Origin of the sequence: Thiosocius teredinicola (genome assembly GCF_002009425.1) — a bacterium.
GTDB lineage: Bacteria > Pseudomonadota > Gammaproteobacteria > Chromatiales > Chromatiaceae > Thiosocius > Thiosocius teredinicola.
Genome location: NZ_CP019936.1, coordinates 2864971 through 2888573 on the forward strand (window position 1 = coordinate 2864971; position 23603 = coordinate 2888573).

Below are 23603 nucleotides of genomic sequence, written 5' to 3' on the forward strand. Positions count from 1 at the left end.
GTTCCTTTTTGATTGCTTAACGCCGTGTTAAGGGGCGGCCAGTGCGTAGCGCCGTTTGCGCAAAAATGGCGAAGCCATGCGCAATAAGGCGCGGAGTACTGGACGTCCCAGCGAGCATAGCGAGCGACTTGAACGCCTTGTTAGATTTCTCTTTTTTCACTTTTTTCTAGCATCTCGATGAACGTCACTAGATGTGGATAATCCGGGCCTTTCAAAATATCGACTTCGCCCTTACTGACGATATTCAGGCTTTTTCTTGCTTTCCCTAGGCGGTTCAGCAGAGGGGTAACTATGGAATTAACACGCTCAACGAACTCTTCCATATCGGAAAAATCGCAGGGAATTTTGTAGCCCTTGTTCGAACTGGTAACAATGACATCAAGATCTCGCAGCGGAGCAATTATTTTTGACCGAATGGTGTAACTCGTTACTTCCGAAAAGCCTAGACCCTGTAAATACTTGATTATGGCTGCGGTTGCGATGTAAGCCTGCTTTTCGACCATGCGACTATGAAATACCAAGTGCCTCAATGTCGCCACTTGCAAGCGCGTTTCTTCTGCGTGGTGTTTTTCGTTCTTCTCAATAAACGCCTCGGCCTTCCCGAGCGAATATCGATAGATCAGTTCACTGAACTCCTTGGTGGTTCGATCTTTCGGAGAGTACGCTTGATATTTGGTAGGCCATTCCTCAATCGACAACGCCTTACTCTCAATGAGCTTTATGTACGCTTCTCTCAGTTCACCAGAAATCTTCTGTTCGTAGATTTTCCCAAGTGTACCGGCAAGAAAATCTGCTAGTTGGACGAGTATTTCGCCCTTGCTGTTCACAAGATCGAATTCGGACCGGTAAAACATATCTGGTTTGTGATTCTCTTCTATGTACCCCTTAAAACTAGCCTTAAACTCAGCACCGCCGTGTTCATCAGCGATTACGTGCACATCGAGAAATGATGAAAATAAGACACTATAGAGCTTACCGCTTGTATATTTGAGAAACGACTTCTTGAATTGAAGACCGCTATCTCTTAGAACACGCTCCTTGTTTATGCAAAGAGCATAAAATTTGAAATCAAGGCTGATAAGAGAATTGAGAATTTTCGCTCTTCGCTGGGCATTACTGCCGACACTGCTCGACTTCATTTCACCAGACTGAAAATACCTCTTTCTGACTTTTTCAGCTTCTTCCGCAAGAACGCTTTTATCTTGTTCCGATACAAGAATCGCACACACGATGAAATACTTACTGGCACCAGCTTTTTGGGTTTCAAGATCCGCGTTTCCAGACTCATCGATATAGGCGAAATTTTTTCTCTCCATGCTCAGTTGCCTTTGTAAATCTAACAGGAGAATAGACAGACTCTGCGCGAAACAACATGCATAGACTCTGTGTTTGCCGAGATAGGCAGAGTCTGCCTATTGCATGCAGCGGCATGTGAGCGCCCTGTCGTAAGCATCGGGCGGCATTGATGTTCCGTCATTGTTGTTGCTCGTTCCTTCGGGCGGTTTGCAGAAGATATCTGCCTAATAATTGTCGGCGAACGCGGAATATTCAAGTTGCCGCCGCGTAGCGTTTGCGCTAACAGCCCTGTCTCCGCGTTACTCAGCAAACTGAGTTCGATTCATTGCAGCGACTGGAACGCCACCCCCGCATTTCTTACAGACAAAGAAAAACCGGCCGAAGCCGGTTTTTCAAACCTTTCAAGGACGCCTGCAGACTGTCAGCCGACGTTCTCCTGGCGATCGTCCTGATCTGACTGGAACTTGAGATTGACGCGTTCGCGCAGCTCTTTGCCCGGCTTGAAATGCGGGACGTATTTACCGCTGAGTTCTACCGAATCACCGGTTTTGGGATTGCGACCCATGCGTGGCGGGCGGAAGTGCAATGAAAAGCTGCCGAAGCCGCGAATCTCGATTCGCTCTCCGGATGCCAATGCTTGGCTCATCTGCTCGATCATGCATTTAACCGCCAGCTCGACGTCACGATACGCCAGATGACTTTGCTCCCGAGCTATGACTTCGATCAACTCTGATTTGGTCATTAAAACCCAGCCCAATCTCCAGGTGAATCGGGCGGCCGAAGCCGCCGTCATTAAGTTAGCGACAGTCCGATCGCTTAGTCCTTGTTGGCATCCAGGTGATCTTTCAGCAGATCACCGAAGGCCGTGGTACCCGCGCTGGACGCATCGCTCGAGTAAGTGGCGATAGCCGCTTTCTCTTCGTCGTAGTCCTTGGCTTTGACCGACAGGCTGATGGAACGGTTCTTACGATCGATGCCCATGAACTTGGCTTCGATCTCTTCACCTTCCTTCAGCATCGAACGGGCGTCTTCAACGCGATCGCGCGACAGTTCAGAAGCGCGCAGGTAACCTTCAACACCATCGGCCAGTGCAATCACAGCACCCTTGGCGTCGACTTCCTGCACGGTACCGGTAACGATAGCGCCTTTCTCGTTCAGCGCCAGGAAGCTCGACAGCGGATCTTTATCCAACTGCTTGATACCCAGCGAGATACGCTCGCGCTCCGGATCGACGGCCAGCACGACGGTTTCGAGTTCCTGACCCTTCTTGTAGTTGCGGATCATCGCTTCGCCGGTGTCGTCCCATGCGATGTCGGACAGATGCACCAGACCATCGATGCCGCCATCCAGACCGATGAAGATACCGAAGTCGGTGATCGACTTGATAACACCGCGCACGTGGTCGCCCTTGTTGAACTTCTGCGAGAAGTCTTCCCACGGGTTCGCCTGGCACTGCTTCATGCCCAGCGAGATACGACGACGCTCTTCGTCGATGTCGAGTACGACAACTTCGACTTCGTCGCCCAGGGTAACGACCTTGCTCGGGTGAACGTTCTTGTTGGTCCAGTCCATCTCGGAGACGTGCACCAGGCCTTCAACACCGTCTTCGATCTCAACGAACGCACCGTAATCGGCGATGTTGGTGACCTTACCGAACAGACGCGTGCCTTCCGGATAACGACGGGTGATGTTGGTCCACGGATCGTCGCCCATCTGTTTCAGGCCAAGCGACACGCGCATCTTGTCGCGATCGAACTTGAGGACCTTGACGGTGACTTCGTCGCCGATCTCGACGACTTCCGAAGGATGCTTGACGCGCTTCCACGCCATGTCGGTGATGTGCAGCAGGCCGTCGATGCCGCCGAGGTCGACGAACGCACCGTAATCGGTGAGGTTCTTGACCACGCCTTTGACTTCCTGGCCTTCCTGCAGGTTCTCGAGCAGCTTGTCGCGCTCTTCGCTGTATTCCTGCTCAACGACGGCACGACGCGAAACCACAACGTTGTTGCGCTTCTGGTCGAGTTTGATGACCTTGAATTCGAGGTCCTTACCTTCGAGGTAAGAGGTGTCGCGTACCGGACGGACATCGACGAGCGAGCCCGGCAGGAACGCACGAATCTGATCGAGTTCGACGGTGAAACCGCCTTTGACCTTGCCATTGATACGGCCAATAACGATTTCGTCCGCATCGAAAGCTTTTTCCAGCTTGTTCCACGCGTGGTGGCGCTTGGCTTTTTCGCGTGACAGACGGGTGGCACCAAAGCCGTCTTCTACGGCGTCGAGTGCGACTTCAACCTGGTCGCCTACCGCGCATTCGACATTACCGTCGAAGTCAGTGAACTGACTCTTCGGGATCACGCCTTCGGATTTCAATCCGGCGTTGACGATGACATGGTCATTTTCGATGGCGACGACGGTGCCGATGACGATGGCACCCGGTTGGAGGTTGGTGTTGACGAGACTCTGTTCAAAGAGCTCTGCAAAGCTTTCAGACATGTAAGTTTCCCGGTTCGTATCGGAACGAACCATTAGTACCGGTAACCCGAGGGCTATCCGGATTTTTCCGATTTAAAGACAACCCGCTCAGGCGGGCACCCATTACCTAACGGCAGACAACTACAGCGCTGTGGCGTAGACGTCGTGCGCCTTTTGCAACACAATGCGAACGACCTCATCGATGCCCAGCACGGTCGAATCGATTTCGATTGCATCCGCTGCCGGCACCAGGGGAGACGCCGTCCGACTTCGATCACGCGCGTCGCGCTCTTCGATCTCTGCCGTAAGGGCGGCGAGATTAGCAGGCAATCCTTTTTCTTTCAACTGCTTATAGCGTCTTTGCGCGCGTTCTTCAGCGCTGGCGGTAAGAAAAAACTTGACCCCCGCAGTAGGGAAAACCGTCGTGCCCATGTCGCGGCCGTCGGCGACCAGGCCCGGCGAACGCGCGTAATCACGCTGCCAATCGAGCAATGCGGCGCGCACGGCGGGCATGGCGGCGACCTTCGAGGCATTGTTGCCGGCCGTTTCCGTGCGGATCAGATCGGTCACGTCGGCACCTGCCAGCAGAATGCGTCCAGCGTCAAAATCAACTTTAAGATTCGATGCTATCTCACTGATTTCATTTTCATTACCGAAGTCCGCATCGGTCGAGCTCGCGGCGTATCCCACCAGCCGGTACAAGGCGCCGGAATCAAGCATCTGCCAACCGAGATGATCGGCGACGAGCTGACTGACCGTGCCCTTGCCCGAGCCGCTGGGTCCGTCGATCGTGATGACCGGCACCTGGTCAGCCATTGCTCACCTCGACGCGCGAGCCGACGCCGGCGGCGAGTTCGACGAATCTCGGGAATGACGTGTTCACGTTCGCGCAGTCGTCGATCACGATATCGCCCTGGGCGCGCAGCGCGGCCATCGTGAACGCCATCGCGATGCGGTGATCACCGTGGCTGTCGACCCGACCGCCACCGATCGCCCCACCCTGAATGACGATGCCATCGGCCGTCGGCCTTGCATCGACGCCCAAGGTGTGCAGACCGTCGGCCATCACCTGGATGCGATCAGACTCTTTCACCCGCAGCTCTTCAGCACCGGTCAACACCGTCTCGCCTTCAGCGCAGGCTGCGGCGACAAACAGCACCGGAAACTCATCGATCGCCAACGGCACCTGGTCTTCAGGAATGCGAATGCCCTTCAACGCAGCCGAGCGCACACGCAGATCGGCGACCGGCTCGCCGCCGACTTCGCGTTCGTTCATCACGGTGATATCCGCGCCCATCAGGCGCAGGATGTTGATCACGCCATCGCGGGTCGGGTTCATACCGACATGCTGCAGGGTGAGATCGGAATTCGGTGCGATGCTTGCGCCGACCAGGAAGAACGCCGCCGACGAGATATCGGCCGGCACATCGATGTTGCAGGCACTGAGCTTGCCGCCGCCTTCGACGCACACACGACTACCATCACGCTGCACGGCATAGCCGAAGCCCTGCAGCATGCGTTCGGTATGGTCACGGGTGGGCGCAGGCTCGGTGACGCAGGTCTTGCCCTGCGCATACAAACCGGCCAGCAACAAACAGGACTTCACCTGCGCACTGGCAACCGGCATGTCGTAGTCAATACCGTTGAGCGCATCCGCGGCATGGATTTGCAGCGGCGGCGTGCCGGTTTCCGTGGTATCGATGCTCGCACCCATCTTGGCCAACGGATCGGTGACACGCTTCATCGGCCGGCGCGACAGCGACTCGTCACCGATCACCGTGACCTCCATGCCCTGCCCGGCCATCAATCCGGCCATCAGACGCATGGCGGTGCCGGAGTTACCCAGATCGAGCGCAGCTTGCGGTGCTTTCAGTCCGTGCATGCCGACACCCTGAATCACCAGCCGGCCGTCATGCGGCCCATCGATCGACACACCCATCTGGCGAAAGGCGTTCAATGTGGCAAGACTGTCTTCGCCTTCGAGAAAACCGCTGACCTCGGTCGTGCCTTCGGCGAGTGAGCCGAGCATCAACGAACGATGCGAGATCGATTTGTCTCCCGGCACGCGCAGGCTGCCGGTCAGTTTGCCGCCGGGACGGGCGACGAATTGAACCTTGTCAGACGCCAATGGAATGTCCTGTCGAAAAGAAGGGGCGAAAGGCTAGTCGCAGACCGCCGAAAAAACAACCATTTACGGGGAAAACAACGCGTTGTCGTCAGTCTTGCTTCAGGCCGTCGACGTAGCGATCGCGCGCCGCCTTGGCGCGCTCGAAGATCTCGAGCAAGGCATCGGCATCGGCCGAGCCGATACGTTGCGCCAACTCGTTCATCTCTTCGGCGAACGCCGCCAGCATCGGGCTCAGTGCCTCGCGGTTGGCGATACAGATGTCGCGCCACATAACCGGGTTGCTCGAAGCGATCCGCGTGAAGTCGCGGAAACCGCCGGCCGCGTAACGGAAGATCTCATCGTTCTCTTTCAGGCGGGCCAGCATGTCGACCAGGCCGAACGCCAGCATGTGAGGCAGATGGCTGGTGGCGGCAAGCACCTCGTCGTGATGTGCGACCGACATCTTCGTGACCTCGGCACCACAGGTCTGCCACATCTGCGCGACCCGATCGATATCCGTTGCGCTGTTCTGCTGCAATGGAGTCAGTATCACGCGACGGTTCTGATACAGCTCGGCAAACGACGCGGCCACACCGTTGTTCTCGGTGCCGGCGATCGGGTGGCCCGGCACGAACCGCGCGAGCAGGTCCGGCGCGGCGTCGCGACAGTCGTTGACCACGCTACCCTTGGCGCTGCCGCCGTCGGTGATCAAGGCATCGTCACCCAGCACATCGCACATCGCGGCGAAGGCATCGCGCATCGCGCCGAGCGGCACGGCGAGAAACACCATGTCGGCGCCCTGCACTGCTTCGGCGATGTCGTGACTGTAGCGATCGATCACACCGAGCTCGACGGCCAGATCGAGATTGGCCTTGCCACGACCGCAGCCGACGATCTCATCGACCACGTCGGCGGCACGCAACGCACGCGCCAGCGAACCGCCGATCAGGCCGACACCGATGATCGCCAGCCGCTTTATGCGAAAGCTCAAAGCACCTGCTCCAAGGCAGACAGGAAGCGCGCGTTTTCCTCGGGCAGCCCAATGCTGACCCGCAGATGATTCGGCAGCTCATAGTTGGCGATCGGACGCGTCACCACACCAAGCCGCAGCAGCGCCTGATCGATCGGCGCCGCCTCGCGCCCCATATCGATCGTCAGAAAGTTACCAACCGACGGGATGTACGACAGCCCGAGTTTGTTCACACCGTCGACCAACTGTTGCATGCCGGCATCGTTCAGCGCGATCGATTGCTCGAGGTATGCCTGATCGCCGAGCGCGGCAACCGCGGCGGCCTGCGCGAAGCTGTCGACATTGAACGGCTGGCGTACACGGTTGAGCAGATCCGCCATATCCGGATGCGACAAACCGTAGCCGACGCGCAGCGACGCAAGTCCGTAGGCCTTGGAGAAGGTGCGGGTCACGATCAGGTTGGGGAAATCGTTCAGCCAGGTGCTGGTGTCGGGATAGTCTTGCCGCTGCACGTACTCGAAGTACGCCTCATCGACTACGACGACCACATGCGCCGGAACCGATTCAACGAACGCACGCAGTGCCGATTCGCCGAGATAGGTGCCGGTCGGGTTGTTCGGATTGGCGATCCACACCACACCGGTCGCGTCGGTGATCATCTCGCGCATCGCGTCGAGGTCGTGTCCATAGTCCACGGCCGGGGCGACACGCAGCGTGGCACCGACCGCCATGCTGCTGATCGGATAGACCGCAAAGGCATGTTGCGAAAACAGGCTTTCGCGACCCGGCCACAGAAACACGCGCGCGATCATGTCGAGCACGTCGTTTGAGCCGTTGCCGATGGTCACGCGGTTCGGCTCGACACCGTGGTGTTTTGCAATCGCACCGCGCAATTCGAAACCACCGCCATCGGGGTAGCGAGTGAGATCGGCGATCTGTGCACTCAAGGCCTGCTTGACGCGTTCGCTCGGCCCCAAGGGATTCTCGTTCGAAGCCAGTTTGATCGAGCCGGTGATACCTAGCTCGCGTTCGAGTTCCGACAACGGCTTGCCGGGCACGTACGGCTTCAATGAAGCCAGGCCGGGGGCAGCGGATTCGATGAATCGATTAGTCATACAGTTATGTGTCGAACCAGTTAGCGGTGGAACCTGCGGCAGCTCGTGATGGCGAATGATGAACCGGTCAGCTCAGGCGACCCGGTCTGCCGGTCATCAAAGTACCGCTTTGGGAAATGAGCCGAGTACTTTGTACATGCCGGCATGCGCCTTCAACGCGGCCAGCGCCTCGGCCACCTCAGGATCGTCGCGGTGACCGTTGATGTCGATGAAAAACACATAGTCCCAGTTGCCGCGGCGCGACGGACGCGACTCGATACGCGTCATGCTGATGCTGTGTTCGGCCAGAGGGGCCAACAACCGGTGCAGACCACCGGCCTCGTTGCGCGTCGACAACAGCAGGCTGGTCTTGTCATCACCCGATGCGGGCACCGCCTGTTTACCGATCACCAGGAAGCGCGTGGTGTTGCCCGGTTCGTCTTCGATGTTGGGCGCAAGCACCTGCAGGCCATACAGCTCGGCCGCGGTCACGCCGGCAATCGCCGCGACACCGTCCGACTCGGCCGCGCGCTTGGCGGCATCGGCATTGCTGCCGACCGCGACCCGCTCGACGTGCGGCAGGTGGCGATCGAGCCAGCCACGACACTGCGACAACGACTGCTGATGCGAATAGACAACGCGCAGCTTGCTCAGGTCGGCCTGGGTGCCCAGCAGGTTGTGGTGGATGCGCAAGGTCACCTCACCGCAGATCTGCAGCGGCGAGTTCAGGAACATGTCGAGGGTATGGTTGACCACACCTTCGCTGGAATTCTCGACCGGCACGACCCCGTAGTGGCAACTGCCGCTCTCGACCTCTTGAAACACGTCGGAGATCGCGGCCAGCGGCACCGTCGTCACCGCATGTCCGAAATGCTTGAGCGCGGCCGATTGGGTGAAGGTGCCTTCCGGACCGAGGAAGGCGATCTTCAGCGGCATTTCCAATGCCAGGCAGGCCGACATGATCTCGCGGAACAACCACGCCATCGACTCGGCGTCGAGTGGGCCGGTATTGCGCTCTTTGACCTTACGCAGCACCTGCGCCTCGCGCTCCGGACGATAGAACACCGCCTGCGGGTCGGACGCGAGCTTGATGTGCGCGACGTCCTGGGCGGCCTTGGCACGCTCGTTCAACAGATCCTGAATCTGTTGGTCGATGGAATCTATGCGGTCGCGGATCTCCGCCAGTTTCTGTTCTTCGCTGCTCACTCGCCGTTGCCTTCGAATGCCTGGGTCAGCCCGAGGCTCAAACCTCGATGGTTATGCATGATAGCCCGACGACCGCGGCACCGCATTCAGCGTCCTTCGCAACCCAGGCAACGCACCGACAACACGCCCTTGATATCGGCGATGCGCTTGATCGCCTCCTCGCCCGGCTCTTTGTCGACGTCGATCAACGTGACGGCGATATCGCCACGCGATTTGTTCATCATGTCGACGATGTTCAGGCCGGCGTCGGCGAGATCGGTCGAGACCTGTCCGACCATGTTGGGCACGTTGCTGTTGACCACCGCGATGCGGTAACCGTCGTCGGTGCGCGGCAGCATGATCTCGGGGAAATTGACCGAGTTGCTGACGTTGCCGTTCTCCAGCCAGTCGCGCACCTGGTTTGCGACCATGACCGCGCAGTTCTCCTCCGCCTCGCCGGTCGATGCACCAAGATGCGGCAGTGTGATTACGCGCGGATGATCCTTCAGCAGGTTGCTCGGGAAGTCGCATACGTAGGCATACAGGTGACCGCTGTCGAGCGCGGCAACGGCTGCCTCGTCATCGATGATGCCGTTGCGCGCAAAGTTGAGCAGCACCGACTGCTTCTTCATCAGGCGCAGACGCTCGGCGTTGATCATGTTGCGCGTCGCATCGGTGAGCGGCACATGGAAGGTGATGAAGTCGGCGCGTGCAACGAGGTCGTCGACCGACAGCGCCTGCTCGACATCCGACTCCAGTGCCCATGCCGCGCGCACCGTAATGGTCGGATCGTAGCCGATCACGTTCATGCCCAGCGCACGTGCCGCGTTGGCCACCTTGACGCCAATCGCGCCGAGGCCGACCACGCCGAGCGTGCGTCCCGGCAGTTCGAAACCAACGAAGTTCTTTTTACCGGCCTCGACCTCTTTGTTGATCGCCGCATCCTCACCGGACAAGCCGGTCGCGAAGCGCCAGGCCTGCGGAATGTTGCGCGCCGCCATCAACATGCCGGCCACCACCAGCTCTTTAACCGCGTTGGCGTTGGCGCCGGGTGCATTGAATACCGGGATACCCAAAGCGGTCATGTCGTTGACCGGAATGTTGTTGACCCCTGCGCCGGCACGTCCGATGGCCTTGATGCTGTCCGGCAGGGACATATCGTGCATCTTGGCCGAACGCACCAGGATGGCGTCGGGTCGACTGATCTCCGAGGCGATTTCGTACGCGTCTCGCGGGAAGCGGTCGAGACCGACCACCGAGATGTTATTCAGGGTTTGAATCTTGAACATGGGCTCTGCCTGCCATTGCGCGGCCGCCAGCCGGCGGCCAGTCCTGTGTGTTCGACCGGCCACACCACGGCCGGTCACCCTACTGAGTTTTTATTGTGTTTGTCAGCCGTTCTTGCGTTCGAATTCCTGCATGAATTCGATCAGCGTGTCGACGCCTGCTTCGGGCATCGCGTTGTAGATGCTCGCCCGCATACCACCGACGGAGCGATGGCCTTTGAGCGTCTTCAGGCCTGCTTCACCGGCCTGCTTGAGGAAGTCGGCATCGAGATCGGCGTTGGCCAAGGTAAACGGCACGTTCATCCACGAACGACACGCCGGATCGACCGGGTTCGCGTAGAAGCTCGAGGCATCGATCGCATCGTAGAGCTTCTTCGCCTTGCGTTCGTTGATCTCGGCCATACCGGCCAGACCGCCCTTGTCCTTCAACCACTGGAATACCAGGCCCGCCAGGTACCAACCGTAGGTCGGCGGCGTGTTGTACATCGAACCGGCTTCGGCGTGCGTCGCATAGTTGAACATGGTCGGCGTACCGTCCAGCGGATTGCCCAGCAGGTCTTCGCGCACGATGACCAGGGTCAGGCCGGCCGGGCCGATGTTCTTTTGTGCGCCGGCGTAGATCATGCTGAACTTCGACACATCGACCGGGCGCGACAGGATGGTCGACGACATGTCCGCGATCAGCGGCACATCGCCGGTATCCGGAATGTACGGAAACTCGACGCCCTCGATCGTCTCGTTCGGCGTGTAGTGCACATAGGCCGCACGCGACGAGACCTCGATGTCGCCGGCCGCCGGCACACTGGTGAATTTGCCGTCGACTTCGCTATCCACCGTCACGGTGATCTCGCCGTAGCGCTTGGCCTCGGAGATCGCCTTCTTCGACCAGGAACCGGTGCGCATGTAATCGGCCTTGCCGGTGCGCCCGATCAGGTTCATCGGGATCATCGCAAACTGGCTCGACGCGCCGCCCTGCAGGAACAGCACCTTGTAGTTGGCCGGCACGTTCATCAGTTCACGCAGGTCGGCCTCGGCCTTTTCGGCGATCGACATGAATTCCTTGCCGCGATGGCTCATCTCCATCACCGACATCCCCGAGCCGTGCCAGTCGAGCAACTCGGACTGCGCCTGGGCCAGTACTTCTTCCGGAAGCGCGGCCGGTCCGGCGCTGAAATTATAAACGCGAGTCATAACTTATCTTCCTACCTTCATGTCAATTCTAGGTGCGGCCCGTAGCGGTCCGGGGAATCCGTCAATCCTCGTCGCCGCCCTCTGGCTGCTCAGCAGCGTCGTCCGGGCCGGCACCTTCCGTATCTTCGACGCCTTCGTCCTCGTCCCCTTCCAAGGCCTCGATGCGCTCGATGCCGATCAACTTCTCGTCGCTCGACAAGCGGATCATGGTCACGCCCTGGGTATCACGACCCATGCGCGACACGTCGGCCACGCGGGTGCGCACCAGGGTGCCGCCGTTGGTGATCAGCATCATCTCGTCTTCTTCGTCGACCCTGACCGCGCCGACCTGGTCGCCGTTGCGCTCCGAGGTCTTGATCGAGATCACGCCCATGCCGCCGCGACCTTTGATCGGGAACTGATCGATCGGCGTGCGCTTACCGTAGCCGTTCTCGGTGACGGTCATCACATCGCCTTCATTGCCGATGATCAGCGAGATCACGCGCTGATCCTTGCCGAGCTTCACACCACGCACACCGCACGCGGTGCGACCCATGGCGCGCACGTCCGATTCCTGGAAACGAATCGCTTTGCCGGCCGAGGTGAACAGCATGATGCTTTGCGAGCCGTCGGTGACGTCCACGCCGATCAATTGATCGTCTTCGCGCAGATCGACGGCGATGATGCCGCTCGAACGCGGCCGCGAGAAATCGATCAGCGGGGTCTTCTTGACCGTGCCCGAGGCGGTCGCCATGAAGATGAACAGGTCTTCGGCGTATTCGCGCACCGGCAGCACCGCGTTGATGCGCTCGCCCTGCTCCAACGGCAACAGGTTGACCATCGGCCGACCGCGTGCCGTTCGACCGGCCTGCGGCAACTCGTAGACCTTCAGCCAGTAGCACTTGCCGCGGCTGGAGAAGCACAGAATGGTGTCGTGGGTGTTGGCGACGAACAGCTTCTCGACGAAGTCCTCGTCCTTGGTGGAGGTTGCCGTCTTGCCGCGACCGCCGCGGCGCTGCGCCCGGTAGTCGCCGATCGGTTGCGACTTGGCGTAGCCCTGGTGCGACAGGGTCACGACCACGTCTTCCTCGGTGATCAGATCTTCCAGCGTCAGGTCCATCTGGTTGACCACGATCTCGCTGCGGCGCTCGTCACCGAACTGCTCGCGGATGTCGGTCAGCTCGTCCTTGATCACCTGCATCAAGCGATCGGGACTGGAAAGAATCTCAAGTAGATCGGCAATTTTATCCAGTATCTCTTGGAATTCACTGATAATTTTGTCTTGCTCGAGACCCGTCAACTTCTGCAGCCGCAGGTCGAGGATCGCTTGCGCCTGGGTCTCGGTCAGGCGGTAGCCTGCATCGGTCAGACCGAAGCCATCCGGCAGATCCTCGGGGCGCGAGGCGTCCGCGCCGGCGCGCGCCAACATCGCCTCGACGGTACCGGACTGCCAGGTGTGCTCGACCAGTTCTTTCTTGGCCTCGGCAGGACTCGCTGCCGCCTTGATGACTGCGATGACCTCATCGATGTTGGCCAGCGCGACCGCCCAGCCTTCAAGAATGTGCGCCCGCTCGCGCGCCTTGCGCAGATCGTACAGGGTGCGCCGTGTGACGACCTCGCGACGGTGGCGGATGAAGTATTCGAGCAGTTGCTTGAGGTTCAGCGTGCGCGGCTGACCGTCGACCAGCGCGACCACGTTGATGCCGAACACGTTCTGCATCTGGGTCTGCTGGAACAGGTTGTTCAGCACCACCTCGGCGACCTCGCCGCGGCGCAGCTCGAGCACCATGCGCATGCCGTCCTTGTCGGACTCGTCGCGCAGGTCGGTGATACCTTCAAGCTTCTTGTCTTTGACCAGCTCGGCGATCTTTTCCAGCAGCCGCGCCTTGTTGACCTGGTACGGCAGCTCAGTGACGACGATGCGCTGCTTGCCGCCATCCATGTCTTCGACCGAGGTGCGCGCGCGGATGTAGACCTTGCCGCGCCCGGTGCGATACGCCTCGCGCACGCCGCTAACACCGTTGATGATGCCGGCGGTCGGGAAATCCGGACCCGGTACGATCTCCATCAGTTCGTCGATGCTGACCGCCGGTTCTTCGATGACCTTGATGCAGGCACTGATCACTTCGGTCAGGTTGTGCGGCGGAATGTTGGTCGCCATGCCGACCGCGATACCCGACGACCCGTTGATCAACAGGTTCGGAATCTTGGCCGGCAGTACCTGCGGCTCGTGCTCCGACTCGTCGTAGTTGGGTACGAAGTCGACCGTTTCCTTGTCGATGTCGGCGAGCAGTTCATGTGCGATCTTCGCCATGCGCACTTCGGTGTAACGCATTGCCGCGGCGGCGTCGCCATCCACCGAGCCGAAGTTGCCCTGCCCGTCGACCAGCATGTAGCGCAGCGAGAACGGCTGCGCCATACGCACGATGGTGTCGTACACGGCGGTATCACCGTGTGGGTGATACTTACCGATGACATCACCGACGACGCGCGCGGATTTCTTGTATGGCTTGTTCCAGTCGTTGCCCAACTCACCCATGGCGAACAGAACGCGTCGGTGTACCGGCTTGAGGCCGTCGCGCACATCGGGCAGTGCGCGCCCGACGATGACGCTCATCGCATAGTCCAGATAGGACTGCTGCATCTCGTCTTCGAGATTGACGGGGAGGATTTCCTTAGCGAATTCGCTCATAAACGGTTCCTGAACCTTGCCCCCTGTTGCCGGGAAACCGGGTCTTCGTGGCCCGGTGCTTGTAATAATTTTTGGGGCGAATCAAGCGCTGAATAGTAACACAATGCCGATAGTGCGACACAGAGAAAAAACGGCACAGACGCGCTTACAGCCCGCCAGAGAGAAACTCACGGCCGAAAATCAGACGTTTTCGACAATTGCCTGAATCCGAACCGGTACCGGCTGAGGGAATTAGAATCTGACCGCCGGGGTCTCGATCTTCAGCCCGTTGCCACGCGACATCACGTACAGCTCGATCAGTTTGTATTCCTGCGAGCCCGGCTCAAATGGCTCGGCGCGGAACGAGACGAAACACTCGGTCAGGCGCTGATGCAGACTGGTGATCCGGCCCTTGCCGAGGCGGTATTCCGGAAAGCCATTGGCCTGCCCCTGGCTGAGTTTCTGGCCACGCAACATCTGGCCCTGGTGCTGCACATGGCAGTGCGAGCACGACATGTCGATCTGGCCGAAGCGTGTCTCGTACAGCTTCTTGCCCTGTTCGATCAGCGGCGCCATGTCACCCTCGGTCTGCACGTTCACCGTCTCGCCGCGCGCCGTGAAACGCACGAAGGTCTCCAGGGCGATCAGGTCGGCATGTCCGGACACCAGCGGAAAACGGTCGAGCTTGATCTCGTAACAGTGATTGATGCGTTCCTGCAGGGTCAGCAGGCCGCCGATGTTCGGATTGAAGACCGGGTACTGCGCGATCGCCTCGGTATTCAGGTCGACACCGTCTTCGCCGTGGCAGGTGGCGCAACTGGCGATCTCGTCTTCGCGTTGTTCGTTGAACAGTTCACGGCCGCGATCGACCGCCACCATGCCGGGGTTCTCGAACTCGTCGTCCTGCATGGCGCGCGTGCTTTCATCGAGAAACTCATAGCCGCTGATCGGCTCCGCGTTCAATGCGGGCGCAGCGAGCACAACGAATAAGGCTGCGAGTAAGCGGGTCACTTCAGGGTCACCAGGTAGGCGACGACGTCTTCAACCTGCTGCGCCGTCAAAAACGTCTTGCCCCAGAACTCTTCGGCCACCCGGTTGGCGAGTTTCGGATCACGGTAGAAGCCCGGCATGATCGTCATTGGGTTGATCTGCTGTTCGTCGACGATGCGCAATCTGATCTGGGCCGCCGTATAGCGTGCGCCGACACCGAGCAGCGGCGGCCCGACGGTGCCGTGAAACGGCTCTTCGTCGATCGGCATCTTATGACACGCCAGGCAGTTGCCGGCGTGACTGTCGGCCGCGATCTTACGGCCGCGCTCGGGGTCGCCCTGCAGGCCGCACAACGGTTGCTGTATCGCGAAGTTCTCGGCCTGCCAGCGGCAATAGTCGTCGTTCGTCGCCGCATCGGCCGCCCACAGCGGCTGGCCTACGAACACCAACGCGACCACAAACACCCAAGCTCGCATCAACAGACACCTTGCACGGCGGCGGAAACGACAAAAGTCTACCGAACACGCCGCCGAACCCGCTTGACCCAGGTCATTCAGGGCAGGGGCACGGCGGTTTTGTCGACCACGCGGCGCATGACGAAACTCGAATGCACCCCGCTGACCCCCTCGATGCGCGTGATCTTGTTGAGCAGCAAAGCCTGATAGGCCTCCATGTCGCGCACGATGACCTTGAGCTGGTAGTCGGCGTCCTGGCCGGTGATCAGCAGACACTCCAATACCTCCGGCAAGGCGGCGACGCGCTCCTCGAAATTGGCGAAGCGTTCCGGGGTGTGGCGGTCCATCGAAATATGGATCAGCGCCAGCAGCGTCAGGCCCAGCTGGCGCGCATCGACGATCGCCCGATAGCCGGCGATCACTCCACTCTCTTCCAAAGCACGCACTCGGCGCAGACAAGGCGACGGCGACAGGCCGATGCGCTCGGCCAGATCCTGGTTGCTGATCCGGCCGTCCTGCTGCAGCACCTCGAGTATCCGCCGGTCGTAACGATCGAGCTCCAAGATTGCCCCCTTTTGGCACTGAGAAACTTTTTATTGCGTCTAAAAAACAAAACTTAGCATATATGCAAACGAAAAGACCGAATCAACAGCCAATTCGCAATCTTTTGCCACCAGTTTACCCCTAAGCTTTCCTACGTCGGCCACAAGCCGGCACCCCGCGCACCGCCGACCCGGCACCGCGCAGACACAGCGCCCCACAAGGGCCGAGTCGACCCTGAACCTCCCCCCGACCAGGGGGAGGGTCGAGGAACACAACAGCGAAACAGGAGCGCCGCACGTGAGCACATTCGACCACCGCAAATACCGCCCGACCCGGCCCGTGCCGATGCACAGCCGCCGCTGGCCGGACAACACCATCGACGCCGCACCGATCTGGGCCAGTGTCGATCTGCGCGATGGCAACCAGGCGCTCCTCGAACCGATGAACGTCACGCAGAAGCGTCGCCTGTGGGACCTGCTGGTCAAGATCGGCGTGAAAGAGATCGAGGTCGGTTTCCCGTCGGCCAGCCAACCGGACTACGACTTCGTGCGCTGGTTGATCGAACAAGACCGCATCCCCGAAGATGTGACCATCCAGGTGTTGGTGCAGGCGCGCGAGGCCCTGATCGAGCGCACCTTCGAGGCCTTGAAAGGCGTCAGGCGCGCCATCGTGCACGTCTACAACTCGACTTCCACCGTGCAGCGCGAACGCGTGTTCAACCGCGATCGCGACGGCATCAAGGCGATTGCCGTCGATGGCGCACGCATGTTGCGCGATACCGCGGCGCGCTATCCCGACACCGAGTGGGTCTTCCAGTATTCACCGGAGAGTTTTTCGAATACCGAATGGGATTACGCGGTCGAGGTCTGCGATGCGGTTACCGACGTGTGGCAGCCCACCGCAGACAAGCCGTGCATCATCAACCTGCCGGCCACCGTCGAGAGCAGCACACCGAACGTGTTCGCCGACCAGGTCGAGTACTTCTGCAACCATGTCGCGCGACGTGACGGCATCATCGTGTCGGTGCATACGCATAACGATCGCGGCTGCGCCGTGGCTGCCGCCGAACTGGCGATCATGGCCGGCGCCGATCGCGTCGAGGGCACCCTGCTGGGCAACGGCGAGCGCACCGGCAACATGGACATCGTGACCATGGCGATGAACCTGTACAGCCAGGGTGTCGATCCGAAGCTCGACCTGTCGTCGCCCGACGAGATCATCCAGGTATACACACAATCGACCGGCCTGCCGGTGCACCCGCGCCATCCGTGGATCGGCGAGCTGGTGTACACCGCGTTTTCCGGCAGCCACCAGGATGCGATCCGCAAGTGCCTGAGCCGCCAGTCGGACGACGAACACTGGCAGGTCGCCTACCTGCCGATCGACCCGAAAGACCTGGGGCGCGATTACCAGGCGGTGATCCGTGTCAACAGCCAGTCGGGCAAAGGCGGCGTGGCCTTCGTGCTGGAGCGCGATTACGGCCTGACGCTGCCGCGCTGGATGCAGGTGGAACTGGCGCAGGTGGTTCAGCACGAGAGCGAATCGGTCAGCGGCGAGATCGGCGGCGAACGCATCCATGAACTGTTCATGCAGCACTTCGCGACCACCAGCCACCCGGTCGCGCTGGCCGGTTACCGGCTGGACCGTCAGAACGGCATCGACACGATCGATGCCCAGGTCGATCACAACGGTGTCCAGCGCACGATTCGCGGCAGTGGCGAAGGCGCCATCGAGGCCTTCGTCAACGCCTGGATAAGTGCCTATGGCAACCAAATCAGCGTGGTCGACTACAGCGAGCACGCCCTCGGCGAGGGCACCGCGGCCGAAGCGGTGGCCTATGTGCAGCTCAATATCGACGGGCACCGCAGTTCGGGGGTCGCATTCGACAAAGATACGGTCAGCGCCTCGATGCGCGCCGTACTGGCGGCGCTCAACCGGGCCGAAATGAGCCGCATCGCGGCCTGAGCCGATAAACCGGCCGCATCGTGCGGCCTTTTCGGCGACATTATTGCGTCGGGAAGCTAAAGATCGCGAATCTCGTGCCGAACACCGCGGCATAACACTCGAGAGATCCGAACCCATGCTTCGCAATATTCCTATCGTCCCGCGACTCGTCGGCACCGTGCTGGCCGGCGGCGCCATCGTCGGCGCGGCGGTGTTCATCATTATTTATCAATTGATCAACGACGGCTTCGCCACCGCCGAGCAGCGCGAGTTGCGCGCCGTCTATCAGAACGTGTCGGCCGAGATCGGCGCATTGGGCAACGAGGCGATTTCGCTAAGTGCCCTCATCGCCGGCATGCCCTCAGTGCAGGAGGCGATGAAAAATCAGGACCGCGAAGCCCTGGCCAACGTATTCGTACCGGGATTCGGCAAGATGAAGGCCGACCACAAGGTGCGCCAGTTCCAGTTCCACCTGCCGCCGGCAACCTCTTTCCTGCGCGTGCACAAGCCGCAGAAGTTCGGTGACGACCTGTCGAGCTTCCGCAAAACCGTTGTCGAGGCAAATAACTCGTCGAGCGCGATCAAGGGGCTCGAGATCGGTGTCGCAGGGCTCGGCGTTCGCGGCGTGGTGCCGATCCGTGCCGACGGCCAGCATGTCGGTACCGTCGAGATGGGCATGTCGTTCGGCCAGGCGTTTTTCGATGACTACACCGCAGCGCATGACGTGAAACTGAGCCTGCACCTGCTGCGCGACGGCAAACTCGATCCTTTCGCCAGCACCTTCGGCGACGCCGAACCGATGTCGACCGACACCTTGATGACGGTTGCTCGCGGCGAACCGGCGAGCACCGGCGCCAAGATCGGCGACACGCCTTATGCCGTGTATGCCGACGTGGTGCGCGATTTCTCCGGCAACGTGATCGGTGTGCTGATGGTCGGCAAGGACCGCAGCTTCTTCGCCAACCAGCTGGGCGCAATCAACATGTCGTTCTTCACCGCCGCCACCATCGGCATGCTGTTGTTCGGCCTGGGCGTATGGATGATCGGTAAGAACGTCGCCAAGCCGCTGCAGACCGCCACCGCGATGATGAACGAGATCTCCAAGGGCGATGGCGACCTCGATGTGGCGCTGGATGACCAGGGCAAAGACGAGGTTGCTTGCCTCTCCAAAGGCTTCAATGGATTCGTCGAGACCATTCGCGACCTCGTCAGCGAGGTGAAACGCTCGGCCAAGGAGATCGACGTGGTCGCCAATTCGCTGGCCGAGGCATCGCTGCAGAGCAGCGAACGGATCTCGCAACAACAGGCCGAGACCGCGCAGATCGCAGTTGCGATGAACGAGATGTCATCCACCGTTCAGGAAGTGGCCAACCGTACCTCCGAGGTGGCCTCTACCGCGGAGAAGACCATGAGCGCGGTCGGCGAAGGCAACGCCGCCGTCGGCGACGCCTCGCAGGCGATTCACGACCTGGCCGGCGACATCGAGGTGGCGTCGAACACCGTGCAGCGTGTGCATGGCGAAAGCGAGCGCATCGGCACCGTACTCGAAGTGATCCGTGGGATTGCCGAGCAGACCAACCTGCTGGCGTTGAACGCCGCGATCGAAGCCGCACGCGCCGGTGAACAGGGTCGCGGGTTTGCCGTGGTCGCCGACGAGGTCCGTCAGCTCGCCCACCGCACCCAGGAGTCGACCACCGAGATCCAGGAGATGGTCGAGAGCCTGCAGAACAGCGTTGCGCAGACGGTCGACGTCATGAAGCGCAGCCACGATCGCGCCGACAACACGGTCGAGCGCGCCACGCGCGTGGCCAACAGCCTGACCGCGATCTCCGATTCGGTGAACACCATTACCGAGATGAGCATTCAGATCGCGACCGCGGCTGAAGAACAGAGTCACGTGGCCGAAGACATCAACCGCAACGTGAACAACATCAGCCACATGGGCGAAGAAAACGCTGCACAGATCTCGTCGTCGTCAGAAGCGGCGCGCGGCCTGTCGCACAATGTAGACGGACTGGTATCGCTGGTCAGTCGATTCAAGATGCAAAGCTGACCAAAAGTCGTGTGGAGCTGTTGAGCTGCCGGCCCGTTTGAGGGCCGGCATTTTTTTGCGCGCTATGCCACGCCGGCCATATGCGCCGCGATCTTTTCCCGGTCAGGTTTCTCGATAACGCCGCGCTCGGTGACGATCGCATCCACCAGTGAAGCCGGCGTGACGTCGAACACCGGATTCCACGCCCCCACCCCTTCGGCCGTGATGCGTTGCCCCAGGCATTCGAGCACCTCGCTGGACGCACGCTCTTCGATCGGGATGGATGCCCCGTCTGCGGTGTGCATGTCGATTGTCGACGTGGGCGCCGCCACCATGAACTTAACCCCGTGGTAGCGCGCTGCGACTGCCAGACTGTAGGTGCCGATCTTGTTCGCCACGTCGCCGTTGGCGGCGATGCGATCCGACCCCACGATCACCCAGCCAACACCGCCACCCGCCATGCGTGCAGCAGCCGCGCTATCGGCCATCAGCTTCACCGGTATGTGGTCGCGCGCCAGCTCCCATGCGGTCAGGCGCGCGCCCTGCAGCCAGGGTCGCGTTTCATCGGCATACACCATGTCGAGCTTGCCCGCGGCATGCGCGCTGCGGATCACGCCCAACGCCGTACCCCAACCGCCGGTCGCCAGGCCACCGGTATTGCAGTGGGTAATGACCGAAGTCGGTCCGTGGATCAATCCGGCACCGAAGTCGCCCATGCGGCGGTTGTCGGTGCGGTCGCGTTCGTGCAGTGCGATGGCTTCGCTGAGCAGGCCGGGCACCGGGTCGCCGTCGCCGCTGTCGGCAATCCGCTTGCGCATGTGTTCGATCGCCCAGAACAGGTTGACCGCCGTCGGGCGCGATGCCGCCAGCACGTCGAGATCCGCCTCGATGGCCTTACGCCAGTTCGCCGCGTCCTCGGCAAAACGCGCACGTGCTGCGACCACGACACCATACGCAGCAGTCAGCCCGATAGCCGGCGCACCGCGCACAACCATGGCGCGTATCGCATCGGCGGTCTCCTGCACGTTGCGGCAGTGAATGAACAGCTCGGTCGCCGGCAGGCGGCGTTGGTCGAGGAGATACAGAGAATCCTCGCGCCACAGCACGGCTGAATCGGCGGTGACCGGAATATCGAGTTTGACTTCTTGCATGACGGTTCGGGAATGCTCTCAAATCGAGTCGGGAAAGGGCCGCTGCCGGCAGTCGCCGCACAGGCAATGGCGCGAACAACGGGTTTTTGCGGTATTTTAGCCCGCAGACAAGCAGCAACGGCAACGAAACGTGCAGGTAGAACTTCTTATCCACGCCGACTGGATCGTTCCGGTCGACTCCGCAGGTGTTCTCGAATCCCATAGCATCGCCGTCAACGACGGACGCATCGCCGCGATAGCCCCACGCAGCGAGGCCGAGTCGCAGATCAGCGCCGAGCGAACGCTCGAGCTTAAAGGTCACGCGCTGATACCGGGCCTGGTGAACACGCACACGCATGCAGCCATGAGCCTGTTCCGCGGACTGGCCGACGACCTGCCGTTGATGACCTGGCTCAACGACCACATCTGGCCGGCCGAGGGTCGCTGGGTGCACGAAGAGTTCGTGGCCGATGGTTCGCGCCTGGCGTTTGCCGAGATGCTGCGCAGCGGGACGACCTGCTTCAACGACATGTACTTCTTTCCCGATGTCACCGGCCGCGTCGCCGCCCAGGCCGGTATTCGCGCATCGATCGGATTGATCCTGATCGACTTTCCGTCTGCGTGGGCCGGCGACACCGATACCTACTTCGAAAAAGCGAACGCCGTGCACGACCAGTTTCGCGGCGATCCCCTGGTGCGTACCGCCTTTGCACCGCATGCGCCCTACTCGGTATCGGATGCGCCGCTGAAACGGGTTGCCAAGCTGGCCAACGAGTTGCAGATCCCGGTCCATATGCATGTGCACGAAACGACTGCCGAGGTACAGGGCGGTATCGATCAGTTTGGCGTTCGCCCGATCGAGCGCCTGAACGATCTCGGCCTGATCGACCGGTCGCTGATCGCGGTGCACATGACCCAACTCCAGCCACACGAGATCGAGCTGTTCGCCGAGAACGGCGCGCACGTCGTGCATTGTCCACAGTCGAACCTGAAACTGGCGTCCGGTTACTGCCCGGTTTCCAAGCTGGTCGATGCCGGGGTCAATGTCGCCCTGGGCACCGACGGCGCGGCGAGCAACAACGACCTCGATATGCTGGCCGAGATGCAAAGCGCCGCACTGCAGGCAAAAGGTCAACAAGGCGACGCCTGCGCCCTGCCCGCCGAGCAGGCCCTGCAGATGGCGACGCTGAACGGCGCACGCGCCCTCGGCCTGGAAGACGAAATCGGTTCGCTGACCGTCGGCAAATCGGCCGACATCGTCGCGGTGGATCTGTCACAACCCGAAACACAGCCGGTCTACCATCCCTTGTCGCAGATCGTGTATGCCGCCGGCCGCGAGCAGGTCCGCCATGTATGGATCAATGGCCGACACGTGCTCAACGATCGTGCATTGACCAGCATAGATCTCGGCCAGACCTTGTCGCGTGCCGCGGCATGGCGCGAGAAAATCATGGAAATAACCGCGTAAAGCACAACAGAGTCGCCACCGCGTATCCGGTCGAGACCGTATAATCAGGCTTGGAACTCAACTGCAGGAACCCCGTCATGTCTGCCGCAAATGTCGATCATGTCGAAGTCAACAAGTTCGAGCAGCTCGCATCGCGCTGGTGGGATCCCAACAGTGAATTCAAACCGCTGCACGAGATCAACCCGCTACGCCTCGACTACATCGATGAGCGCGTCGGGCTCAGCGGCAAGACGGTACTCGATGTCGGCTGCGGCGGCGGCATCCTGTCGGAATCGATGGCGGCACGCGGCGCCAAGGTGACCGGCATCGACATGGGCGAGGCGCCGTTGGAAGTGGCGCGTCTGCATCTGCTCGAAAGCGGTGAACATGTCGACTATCGCCGCATTCCGGCAGAGACCCTCGCTGAAGAATCCCCCGGTGCCTTCGATGTCGTCACCTGCATGGAGATGCTCGAACACGTGCCCGATCCAGCTTCGACCATCAAGGCCTGCGCCACCCTCGTCAAACCGGGTGGACAGGTATTCTTCTCGACGATCAATCGCAATCCCAAGTCCTACCTGTTTGCGATCATCGGCGCAGAATACGTGCTGAAACTGCTGCCCAAGGGCACGCACGACTTCGCCAAGTTCATCCGCCCCTCGGAGCTGGTGCGCTGGATTCGCGACGCCGGGCTCGACAACCAGGACATCATCGGCCTTACCTACAATCCGCTGACCGGCATCTACAAGCTCAACCCGCGAGATATCGACGTCAACTACATGGTCGCCACCACGCGCGCGGAGTGACT

Annotated in this window: 19 protein-coding genes; 4 read left to right on the forward strand and 15 right to left on the reverse strand. The window is 60.5% G+C overall.

What is annotated here, in order from left to right; genetic code table 11:
• Positions 1 to 140: 140 nt before the first annotated feature.
• The 14 genes from B1781_RS13650 to B1781_RS13715 form a co-directional block, all read right to left on the reverse strand.
• Positions 141 to 1316, reverse strand: coding sequence for a DUF3800 domain-containing protein (locus tag B1781_RS13650; protein ID WP_078120187.1), 1176 nt, complete (start codon positions 1314 to 1316; stop codon positions 141 to 143).
• A 401-nt stretch (positions 1317 to 1717) separates the two neighbouring features.
• Complete coding sequence (gene ihfB / locus B1781_RS13655; protein WP_078120188.1) at positions 1718 to 2038, reverse strand: integration host factor subunit beta; 321 nt, start codon at positions 2036 to 2038, stop codon at positions 1718 to 1720.
• A 74-nt stretch (positions 2039 to 2112) separates the two neighbouring features.
• Positions 2113 to 3825 (reverse strand): 30S ribosomal protein S1, encoded by a 1713-nt coding sequence (gene rpsA, locus B1781_RS13660; RefSeq protein ID WP_078120189.1) that lies wholly within the window; start codon positions 3823 to 3825, stop codon positions 2113 to 2115.
• Positions 3826 to 3912: 87 nt separating this feature from the next.
• Positions 3913 to 4587: a (d)CMP kinase gene (cmk, locus tag B1781_RS13665; RefSeq protein WP_078120190.1), complete on the reverse strand. Its 675-nt coding sequence runs from the start codon at positions 4585 to 4587 to the stop codon at positions 3913 to 3915.
• Positions 4580 to 5899 carry a 3-phosphoshikimate 1-carboxyvinyltransferase gene (gene aroA, locus B1781_RS13670; protein ID WP_078120191.1) on the reverse strand — a complete coding sequence of 440 codons (1320 nt, stop codon included), beginning with the start codon at positions 5897 to 5899 and terminating at the stop codon, positions 4580 to 4582. The genes cmk and aroA overlap by 8 nt, the downstream gene beginning before the upstream one ends.
• An 88-nt stretch (positions 5900 to 5987) precedes the next feature.
• Positions 5988 to 6869, reverse strand: a complete 882-nt coding sequence (locus B1781_RS13675) for a prephenate dehydrogenase (RefSeq protein ID WP_334223726.1) — start codon at positions 6867 to 6869, stop codon at positions 5988 to 5990.
• Positions 6866 to 7963, reverse strand: coding sequence for a histidinol-phosphate transaminase (hisC, locus tag B1781_RS13680; protein WP_078120192.1), 1098 nt, complete (start codon positions 7961 to 7963; stop codon positions 6866 to 6868). Before hisC ends, B1781_RS13675 begins: the two co-directional genes overlap by 4 nt.
• 96 nt (positions 7964 to 8059) lie before the next feature.
• A complete protein-coding gene (gene pheA, locus B1781_RS13685) occupies positions 8060 to 9148 on the reverse strand; it encodes a prephenate dehydratase (RefSeq protein WP_078120193.1) in 1089 nt (362 codons plus the stop codon).
• A gap of 86 nt (positions 9149 to 9234) precedes the next feature.
• Positions 9235 to 10416: a phosphoglycerate dehydrogenase gene (locus B1781_RS13690; RefSeq protein WP_078120194.1), complete on the reverse strand. Its 1182-nt coding sequence runs from the start codon at positions 10414 to 10416 to the stop codon at positions 9235 to 9237.
• A gap of 102 nt (positions 10417 to 10518) precedes the next feature.
• Positions 10519 to 11604 (reverse strand): 3-phosphoserine/phosphohydroxythreonine transaminase, encoded by a 1086-nt coding sequence (gene serC / locus B1781_RS13695; protein ID WP_078120195.1) that lies wholly within the window; start codon positions 11602 to 11604, stop codon positions 10519 to 10521.
• Between the two features lie 61 nt (positions 11605 to 11665).
• Entirely contained in the window at positions 11666 to 14275 is a 2610-nt protein-coding gene (gyrA, locus tag B1781_RS13700; RefSeq protein WP_078120196.1) for a DNA gyrase subunit A, read from the reverse strand.
• Positions 14276 to 14506: 231 nt separating this feature from the next.
• The gene (gene soxA / locus B1781_RS13705; RefSeq protein WP_125932089.1) at positions 14507 to 15265 is read right to left on the reverse strand and encodes a sulfur oxidation c-type cytochrome SoxA; all 759 of its coding nucleotides are present in this window, start codon (positions 15263 to 15265) and stop codon (positions 14507 to 14509) included.
• Positions 15262 to 15720 (reverse strand): sulfur oxidation c-type cytochrome SoxX, encoded by a 459-nt coding sequence (gene soxX, locus B1781_RS13710; RefSeq protein ID WP_078120198.1) that lies wholly within the window; start codon positions 15718 to 15720, stop codon positions 15262 to 15264. The genes soxA and soxX overlap by 4 nt, the downstream gene beginning before the upstream one ends.
• A gap of 77 nt (positions 15721 to 15797) precedes the next feature.
• Positions 15798 to 16262 (reverse strand): Lrp/AsnC family transcriptional regulator, encoded by a 465-nt coding sequence (locus B1781_RS13715; protein WP_078120199.1) that lies wholly within the window; start codon positions 16260 to 16262, stop codon positions 15798 to 15800.
• 277 nt (positions 16263 to 16539) lie between these two features.
• Between B1781_RS13715 and leuA the strand changes: the two genes are divergently transcribed.
• Together leuA and B1781_RS13725 are read left to right on the forward strand one after the other, a co-directional pair.
• Positions 16540 to 18207, forward strand: a complete 1668-nt coding sequence (gene leuA / locus B1781_RS13720) for a 2-isopropylmalate synthase (protein ID WP_078120200.1) — start codon at positions 16540 to 16542, stop codon at positions 18205 to 18207.
• 115 nt (positions 18208 to 18322) lie between these two features.
• Positions 18323 to 20239, forward strand: coding sequence for a methyl-accepting chemotaxis protein (locus tag B1781_RS13725; RefSeq protein ID WP_078120201.1), 1917 nt, complete (start codon positions 18323 to 18325; stop codon positions 20237 to 20239).
• A 62-nt stretch (positions 20240 to 20301) separates the two neighbouring features.
• Here B1781_RS13725 and mtnA read toward each other — a convergent pair whose 3' ends face one another.
• A complete protein-coding gene (mtnA, locus tag B1781_RS13730; RefSeq protein ID WP_078120202.1) occupies positions 20302 to 21369 on the reverse strand; it encodes an S-methyl-5-thioribose-1-phosphate isomerase in 1068 nt (355 codons plus the stop codon).
• A 130-nt stretch (positions 21370 to 21499) separates the two neighbouring features.
• Between mtnA and B1781_RS13735 the strand changes: the two genes are divergently transcribed.
• Complete coding sequence (locus B1781_RS13735; RefSeq protein ID WP_078120203.1) at positions 21500 to 22816, forward strand: TRZ/ATZ family hydrolase; 1317 nt, start codon at positions 21500 to 21502, stop codon at positions 22814 to 22816.
• Positions 22817 to 22893: 77 nt separating this feature from the next.
• Positions 22894 to 23601 carry a bifunctional 2-polyprenyl-6-hydroxyphenol methylase/3-demethylubiquinol 3-O-methyltransferase UbiG gene (ubiG, locus tag B1781_RS13740; protein WP_078120204.1) on the forward strand — a complete coding sequence of 236 codons (708 nt, stop codon included), beginning with the start codon at positions 22894 to 22896 and terminating at the stop codon, positions 23599 to 23601.
• Positions 23602 to 23603: the final 2 nt, after the last annotated feature.